Origin of the sequence: Marilutibacter maris, from assembly GCF_006546735.2 — a bacterium.
In the GTDB taxonomy this organism is placed as follows: domain Bacteria; phylum Pseudomonadota; class Gammaproteobacteria; order Xanthomonadales; family Xanthomonadaceae; genus Marilutibacter; species Marilutibacter maris.
Genome location: NZ_VICD02000095.1, coordinates 1 through 7,629, shown reverse-complemented (window position 1 = coordinate 7,629; position 7,629 = coordinate 1). Strand labels below are relative to the sequence as shown.

The 7,629-nt window shown below is 69.3% G+C and carries 9 protein-coding genes; all 9 read right to left on the bottom strand.

All coding sequences use genetic code 11. The annotated features are described in order from the left end of the window. Positions 1–90: 90 nt before the first annotated feature. Positions 91–768: a 7-carboxy-7-deazaguanine synthase QueE gene (queE, locus tag FKV24_RS06580; RefSeq protein WP_111267241.1), complete on the bottom strand. Its 678-nt coding sequence runs from the start codon at positions 766–768 to the stop codon at positions 91–93. A 49-nt stretch (positions 769–817) separates the two neighbouring features. Beyond that, on the bottom strand, positions 818–1,612 hold the full coding sequence (ybgF, locus tag FKV24_RS06575) for a tol-pal system protein YbgF (RefSeq protein WP_141481812.1): 795 nt from the start codon (positions 1,610–1,612) through the stop codon (positions 818–820). Positions 1,613–1,636: 24 nt separating this feature from the next. Beyond that, entirely contained in the window at positions 1,637–2,164 is a 528-nt protein-coding gene (pal, locus tag FKV24_RS06570; RefSeq protein ID WP_111267242.1) for a peptidoglycan-associated lipoprotein Pal, read from the bottom strand. A gap of 162 nt (positions 2,165–2,326) precedes the next feature. Then, a complete protein-coding gene (gene tolB / locus FKV24_RS06565; protein WP_407067482.1) occupies positions 2,327–3,667 on the bottom strand; it encodes a Tol-Pal system beta propeller repeat protein TolB in 1,341 nt (446 codons plus the stop codon). 84 nt (positions 3,668–3,751) lie between these two features. Beyond that, positions 3,752–4,708 (bottom strand): cell envelope integrity protein TolA, encoded by a 957-nt coding sequence (gene tolA, locus FKV24_RS06560; protein WP_141481811.1) that lies wholly within the window; start codon positions 4,706–4,708, stop codon positions 3,752–3,754. After that, the gene (gene tolR, locus FKV24_RS06555) at positions 4,708–5,145 is read right to left on the bottom strand and encodes a protein TolR (protein ID WP_141481810.1); all 438 of its coding nucleotides are present in this window, start codon (positions 5,143–5,145) and stop codon (positions 4,708–4,710) included. Before tolR ends, tolA begins: the two co-directional genes overlap by 1 nt. A gap of 51 nt (positions 5,146–5,196) precedes the next feature. After that, on the bottom strand, positions 5,197–5,973 hold the full coding sequence (gene tolQ, locus FKV24_RS06550; RefSeq protein ID WP_111267246.1) for a protein TolQ: 777 nt from the start codon (positions 5,971–5,973) through the stop codon (positions 5,197–5,199). A 61-nt stretch (positions 5,974–6,034) separates the two neighbouring features. Then, the gene (ybgC, locus tag FKV24_RS06545; RefSeq protein WP_111267247.1) at positions 6,035–6,463 is read right to left on the bottom strand and encodes a tol-pal system-associated acyl-CoA thioesterase; all 429 of its coding nucleotides are present in this window, start codon (positions 6,461–6,463) and stop codon (positions 6,035–6,037) included. Positions 6,464–6,505: 42 nt separating this feature from the next. Beyond that, complete coding sequence (gene ruvB / locus FKV24_RS06540; RefSeq protein WP_111267248.1) at positions 6,506–7,537, bottom strand: Holliday junction branch migration DNA helicase RuvB; 1,032 nt, start codon at positions 7,535–7,537, stop codon at positions 6,506–6,508. Positions 7,538–7,629 lie beyond the last annotated feature (92 nt).

The following is a 7,629-nucleotide window of genomic DNA, read 5'->3' as shown; positions in this document are numbered from 1 at the left end:
GGTTCATCCGGGGCTCCTGGGGTGCTGTTTGGGTCGCACCTACAGAATTCCGGGATCGCCCCGGATGAACAACCTACTGAAAGATCACAGCTAGCGGCCCGGCTCGTCGTTCCAGAGCAGCTTGTGCAGTTGCAGCTGGAAGCGCACCGGCAGACGGTCGGCGACGATCCAGTCGGCCAGCGCACTGGCATCGACCTGGCTGAAGCTCGGCGAGAACAGCACGTCGCAACGGGCACTCAGGTCGTGCTCGGCGACGATGCCGCGCGCCCAGTCGTAGTCCTCGCGCGAGCAGATCACGAACTTGACCTGGTCGTGGGCGGTCAGCAGGGCCAGGTTCGACCACAGGTTGCGCCCGACCTCGGCCGAACCGGGGGTCTTGATGTCGAGCACCCGCGACACGCGCGGGTCGACCGCGCCGATGTCCAGCGCGCCGGAGGTCTCCAGCGACACTTCGTAACCGGCGTCGCACAGCCGCTCCAACAGGCCGATGCAGCGCTTCTGCGCCAGCGGCTCGCCGCCGGTCACGCAGACGTGGCGGGCGCCGTGGCCGGCGACCTCGTCGAGGATCGCGTCGATCGTCCGCCATTCGCCGCCATGGAAGGCGTAGGCGGTGTCGCAGTACTGGCAGCGCAGCGGGCAGCCGGTCAGGCGCACGAACACGGTCGGCCAGCCGATGCTGCGCGACTCGCCCTGCAGGGACAGGAATATTTCGGTGATGCGCAACCGGTCCGGCGACGCGGCGGCCGCATCGGCGGTCACGGTACTCATCGGGAAATTCTAGCGGACACCGCCGCCCGGGGCGCGCCGGGCACGGTGTTCAGCGCAGACGGTTCAGCTGGATCGCGCTGAGGCGGTCGGCCGCGGTGCGTGCCGCATCGGTGCCCGGATAGCGCTCGGTCACGCTCGACAGGGTGCGCTCGGCCTCGTCGACCCGCTCCATGCCGTACTGCGACAACCCCAGCTTGAGCAGGGCGCCGGGGGCCTTGTCGTGGGTCGGAAAGCGCTCCAGCAGGGCCTGGAACTGGCCCATCGCCAACGGATAGTTGCCGGTGACGTAGTAGCTCTCGCCGAGCCAGTACAGCGCGTTCGGCGCATAGGCGCCGTTCGGATACTGCTGCAGGAAGGCCTGGAACAGGTTGGCCGACTGCGCGTACTCGCCGGTCTTCAGGGCATCGAACGCGGCGGCGTAGGCGCTGCGCTCGTCGGCGCCCTGGGCCAGGGTGCCGGGATCGCCATAGACCGAGGGCGGCGTGTCCCGGACCGCCGCCGAAGGCGACGGTGCCGGGGTGTCGCCGCTGTCCGCCGGCGCGACCGGAGCGCCCTGCCCGCCTTCCAGGCGGTTCAGGCGTCCATCCAGGTCCAGGTACTGGGCCTTGCCGCTGTCCTGCTGCTGCTTCAACTGGTGGTTCAGCTCCTCGACCTGCGAGCGCAGCGCCTGCACCTCGGTCTTGAGCTGGTTGACCTGGTTGAGCAGATCGACGTTGGCCTGGTTGTCGGCGGCGCGCTGTTCCAGCTGCGCGACCCGGTCGGCCAGGCTCATGCGCTGCGCCGACGCCGGTGCGGCGGCCACGAGGGCCGCCGCGAGCATCGACGTTGCGAGCAGGTGACGCATCGACATCATCGACATCCTGCCGCCTTACTTGGCGGTGTAGACGATCTCGACGCGGCGGTTGCGGGCCCAGCAGTCCTCGTTGGACTCGGTGCAGACCGGACGCTCCTCGCCGTAGCTGACCACGGTCTGCTGGCTGCCCGAGCCACCGTTGGCCTGGATCGCCGAGGACACCGCGTTGCCGCGGCGCTCGCCGAGGCCGACGTTGTAGTCGCGGCTGCCGCGCTCGTCGGCGTTGCCTTCCAGGGTCATGCGCGAGGTCGGACGGTCACGCAGGTACTTGGCGTGGCAGGCGACGATGGCCTGGAACTCCGGACGCAGCGAATCCTGGTCGAAGTCGAAGTAGACCACGCGCTGGCGCAGGCAGGCGTCGGTGTCCAGGTCTTCAGGACCGTAGGCGCCGGAAGCGACCGGCTGGGTCGGCTGCACCGGCGTGGTCGGGGTGGTGTCGGTCGGCGGCACTTCCTTGACCTTCTTGGAGCAGGCCACGGCGGCCGTGCACAGGACGGCGGCGAGAACGGTCTTGCCGATGGTGGCCGGGGTGATGCTGTTCATGGTTGTTCCTCGTCGTTGCGTGGGACAGATTGATTCGCGGAATGGGACTGCGTTCTTGAACGGGTTGGCTCTGGTCTCTTGGACCGGGTCGTACCGACCTGGCGGTTGTTTCCTTCAGTTCATGCATCGGACCCCGTGCACGTCGGGGAAAGCACATTGGCTTCAACGTTTCAGTCGGTACGGCCCCCAGGCCGGTTCACGGACGTCACCGTCGGCCAACACCAGGCGCTGGCGCACCCGGGCATCGGCTGAGACGGCGTACAGCACCCCCCTGCGGCCCTCGCGCGCAGCATAAATGATCATCGCGCCATTGGGGGCAAAGCTCGGCGACTCATCCAGCGAACCCGGCGACAGCGTGCTCCAGCGCGGCGAGCCGAGGCTGCTGTCCATCATCGCGATCCGGTAGGTGTTGCCGCTGCCCTGGGCGGTGACCATCTTCTTGCCGTCGAAGGAGACGTCGGCGCTGGCGTTGTAATTGCCCTGGAAGGTGACCCGGCTGGCGCTGCCGCCGGTCGCCGCGACCTGGTAGATCTGCGGGCGGCCGCCACGGTCGGAGGTGAAATAGACGGTGCTGCCGTCGGCGCTCCAGGTCGGCTCGGTGTCGATGCTGAAGTGGTTGGTCAGCTGGGTCAGCGCGCGGCTGCCCAGGTCCATCACATAGATCTCCGGGTTGCCGGACTTGGACAGGGTCAGGGCCAGCCGGTTGCCGTCCGGCGAGAACGCCGGGGCACCGTTGATGCCGCGGAACTTGGCGACCAGCTCGCGGCCGCCGCTGCCGATGTTCTGGATGTAGATCGAGGAATTGCCGCCCTCGAAGCTGACATAGGCCAGGCGGTTGCCGTCCGGGCTCCACGACAGCGACAGCAGCGGTTCGGAGGAGTTCACCACCGTCTGCGGGTTGTAGCCATCCGAATCGGCGACCACCAGCGCGTACTTGGTGCTGCGGCCGGTGCCGGTCGCGGTCACATAGGCGATGCGGGTGAAGAACGCGCCGCGCACGCCCAGGACCTTCTCGTAGATCGCGTCGGCGATCTGGTGGGCGGCATCGCGCATCGCCGCCGGACGCGCGGTCATCGCGAAGCCGAGCAGCCGCTCCTGGCTGGCGACGTCGAACAGCTCGTACTCGATCCGGTAGCTGCCGCCGCTGCCGTCGACCACCCGGCCGACCACCAGATAGTCCTGGTTGAGCGCGCGCCAGGTCGGATAGTTGACCTCGCTGCCGCGGGTCGGGCGTTCGATCACCCGGTCGGCGGCGAGACTGCGGAACTGGCCGGAACGGTTGAGATCGGCGGCGATCACCGCGGCGACATCGGTCTCCGGCGCGGCGGCGCTGCCCTGGTACGGCATCGGCACCACCGCCACCGGCAGTGCCGCCGCATTGCCGCCGACGATGTCCAGCTCCAGGCCCTGCTGGGCGGAGGCGGCGAACGGCAGCAGTGCCAGCAGCACCGCGAGCATGGGCAGGACGCGTGCTGGATGGGCCCGGCTCAGGAGTCGTTTCATCGGTATTCCCGGAATTGAACGTGGAGTGTTAACAGCTTCGACGTGAACGCTGGCTCAAAGCTGAATGGGCTGGAGAGCGGCCTGTCAGCGGTCGCGGGCCTCGAAGTTCAGGATCAGGGTGCGCTGGAACACCGGCTCGAAGCCGGCGAACGGCAACGGCTGGGCCTTCAGCACCGCCGCCTCGATCGACCGGCGGCCCTGCTCATCGTAGGCGCACGGCGATGACACCTCGGCGCTCATCACCTCGCCACCGGGCAGCTGGCGGATCACCAGCCGGCAGCGCGCGCCCAGCGGCACGGTCTCCGGACGGGTCCACTTGGCCAGGATCGCCTGGGTCAGCGCGGCCTGGTAGCGGGCCAGCAGATCGGTGTCCTGGCCGCCCTGGCCGGCCGGCGCCGCGGCGGCGGCGGTGTCGGAGGCGGTACGCGCCTGGGCATCGGCGATCTGCTTGAGTTTCTGCTCGGCCAGCCGCGCCTCGCGCTGGAGCGCCTCGCGCTGGCGGCGGATCTCGGCCAGCTTGGCCTGGCGCTCGGCCTCGGCCTGCTCGGCGAGGCGGCGCTTGCGCTCGGCCTCCTCCTGGCGCTTGCGCTCGGTCAGGTCGATCTGGTCCTGGCGCTGCTTGGCCTCCTGGACCTGGGTCTCGTCGGTCGGGGTCGGGGTCGGCTGGTCGGTGACCTCGTCCTGGTCGACGGCGTCCGGCTCGGGGATGAACTCCTGCGCGTCCGGCTGCGGCGGGGTCGGCGCGTCCTCGACCAGCGGTGTCGGCAACGGCTGCGGTGGCGGCGCGGTCTCCTCCTCGGCCGGCGGCGGCGGCTCGACCTCCGGCGGGGCCGGCTCGGGGCGATCGCTCAGGGTGCGCTGCATCGCCTGCGACAGCGCGTTGGCATCGACCAGTTCGGCCGAGATCGGCGAGCCCATCGCCTGCACCTGCGGGTTGTTGCGCTGCCAGAACACGCCCAGCAGCAACAGCACCAGCAACAGCAGGTGCAGTCCGATCGCCAGAACGACGGCCAGCGTGGTGTCGGCGCGCGTTTCGCGCATCAGCGGCGATCCTGCGGCTGGCTCATCAGGCCGACGCGCTCGACCCCCGCTTCCTGCAGCAGGACCATCGCGTCCATGACCTTCTGGTAATTGGCCTTGCCGTCACCGGCGACGAACACCGGCACGCTGGGATTCTGGCCGACGATGGCGGCCATCTTGGCCTGCAGCTCGGCCGCGGTCAGCGCCTCGTTGCTGCCGGCCTCCACGGTCAGGAAGTAATTGCCGTCGATGTCGACGCTGACCACGATCGGGTCCTTCTTCTCCTGCATCGACTTGGCGTTGGACTTGGGCAGCTCGATGTCGACGCCCAGGTTGAGCAGCGGCGCGGTGACCATGAAGATGATCAGCAGCACCAGCATCACGTCGATGTAGGGGACGACGTTGATCTCGGCCTTGAGTTTGCGCTTGCGCCTGCGGCGCGCGGCGATGCCGGACATGGGGATCCTCTCGTATTCGGGAAGCGGAACGGCTCGATGCCGCCTTTGGGGTCAGTCCTGGGACTGACGTTCGAGGATCGAGGAGAACTCGTCGGCGAAGGCGTCGTAACGGCCGCCGATGCGCTCGACCTTGGTCGCGAAGCGGTTGTAGGCCCAGACCGCCGGGATCGCCGCGAACAGGCCCATCGCGGTGGCGACCAGCGCCTCGGAGATGCCCGGCGCGACCGTGGCGATCGTCGCTTCCTTCATGTTGGCCAGGCCGTGGAAGGAAATCATGATCCCCCACACGGTGCCGAACAGGCCGATGTACGGCGAGATCGAACCGACGTTGGCGAGGAACTCCAGGTTGTGCTCCAGCCCGTCCAGCTCGCGCGAGGCCGCCACCCGCATGCCGCGCTGGGCGCCTTCCAGCTGGGTCTTGCTGTCGATGCCGCGGCGCTGGCGCTGGCGGCCGAACTCGCGGAAGCCGGCCTCGAAGATCGCCTCCAGGCCGGCGATGTCGCGATGGCGCTCGGTGGTGCCGGAGTACAGCTTGCTCAGCTCGGCGCCGGACCAGAACCGCTCCTCGAACTGGTCGGCCTCGCGCTCGGCGCGGTCGAGCACCCGCTTCTTGCGGAAGATGATGATCCACGACGCGATCGAGGCGAACACCAGCAGCAGCATCACCGCCTGCACCGGCAGGCTGGCGTGCAGGATCAGCTGCAGGATGTTGAGATCGCCTCCGGTCGCAGCGGCGGCCTGCGAGGCGACCTGACCGGCGGCATCGACCGCCTCTTCGGGCAGCGGCTCCACGACGGTGGCCAACAGCGCGCTCGGCAATGGGGTCATGCTTGGTTTCTCCGCGCCCCGCAGGGCTTGCTATCAGTCGTTGTGGGGTCGGCGCGTGGGGTCACGCACCGGTTGTGTCCGCCTCCGGCGCCAGTTCCAGCGCCTTCAGCAGCCCGTACAGCGGCCCGGGGATCGGCCGCGGGCGGAAACTGCCCGCCTCCAGCGCCGCGACGCGCACCTGCGCGGTCAGCAGCAACTCGCCGTCGCGGCGCACCTCCTGTGCGAACACCAGGCTGGCGCGGCGGCACTGGGCCAGCCCCGCCGACACCTGCAGCGCATCGTCCAGCCGCGCCGGCCGCAGGAAGTCCACCGCCATCGCCCGCACCGCGAACACCAGGTCGTGCTCGCTGCGCAGGCGTTCCTGGCCGTGACCGTGCGCCCGCATCCATTCGGTCCGTGCGCGTTCCAGGAACGCCACGTACTGGGCGTGGTAGACCACGCCCCCGGCGTCGGTATCTTCCCAGTAAACCCTGACAGGATGGCTGAACATTGCTTTAAGCACGGGAGAAGAAAGCCGGAACGGGGAACACGGTCATCCGCCGGCCTCGAACAGGTCCTGGCGGTCGCCGCGCGGCTTCAGCCCGACATGCCGGTAGGCCCGCGCCGTCGCCATGCGGCCGCGCGCGGTGCGCACCAGGAAGCCCTGCTGGATCAGGTAGGGCTCGATCACGTCCTCCAGCGTGCCGCGCTCCTCGCTGAGCGCCGCGGCCAGCGACTCGACCCCGACCGGACCGCCGTCGAAGTTCTCGATGATGGTCAGCAGCAGGCGCCGGTCGAGCTCGTCGAAGCCCTGCGCGTCGACCTTCAGCATCGCGGTGGCGGCGTCGGCGACCTCGCGGGTGATCGAACCGCCGGCACGGACCTGGGCGTAGTCGCGTACCCGCCGCAGCAGGCGGTTGGCGATGCGCGGAGTGCCGCGCGAACGGTTGGCGATCTCGGCGGCGCCCTCGGCGGCGCAGTCGATACCGAGGATCTGCGCCGATCGCCGCACGATCCTCGTCAGCTCCTCGGCGTTGTAGAACTCCAGCCGCTGGACGATGCCGAAGCGATCGCGCAGCGGCGCGGTCAGCAGGCCGGCGCGGGTGGTCGCCCCGATCAGGGTGAACGGCGGCAGGTCGAGCTTGATCGAACGCGCGGCCGGGCCCTCGCCGATCATGATGTCGATCTGGAAGTCCTCCATCGCCGGGTACAGCACTTCCTCGACCACCGGCGACAGGCGATGGATCTCGTCGACGAACAGCACGTCGTGCGGCTGCAGGTTGGTCAGCAGCGCGGCCAGGTCGCCGGCCTTCTCGATCACCGGGCCCGAGGTCACCCGCAGGTTGACCCCCAGTTCGTTGGCGATCACGTGACTGAGGGTGGTCTTGCCCAGCCCCGGAGGCCCGAAGATCAGCACGTGGTCGAGCGCCTCGCCGCGGCCCCTGGCGGCCTCGATGTAGATCTTCATCTGCTCGCGCACCGGCGCCTGGCCGAGATACTCGTCCAGCCGCTTGGGGCGGATCGAGGCCTCGACGGCGTCGTCCTCGCGGGTGGCGTCGGCGGCGATGATGCGTTCCTCACTCATCCGCGCATGGTCGCATGAGAGCGCATCCGGAGACAGCCTGTCCGGGCCCGGCCGCCGCCGCGGCTTGGCGCCCGGGCCGGGCCGGCGGCGGC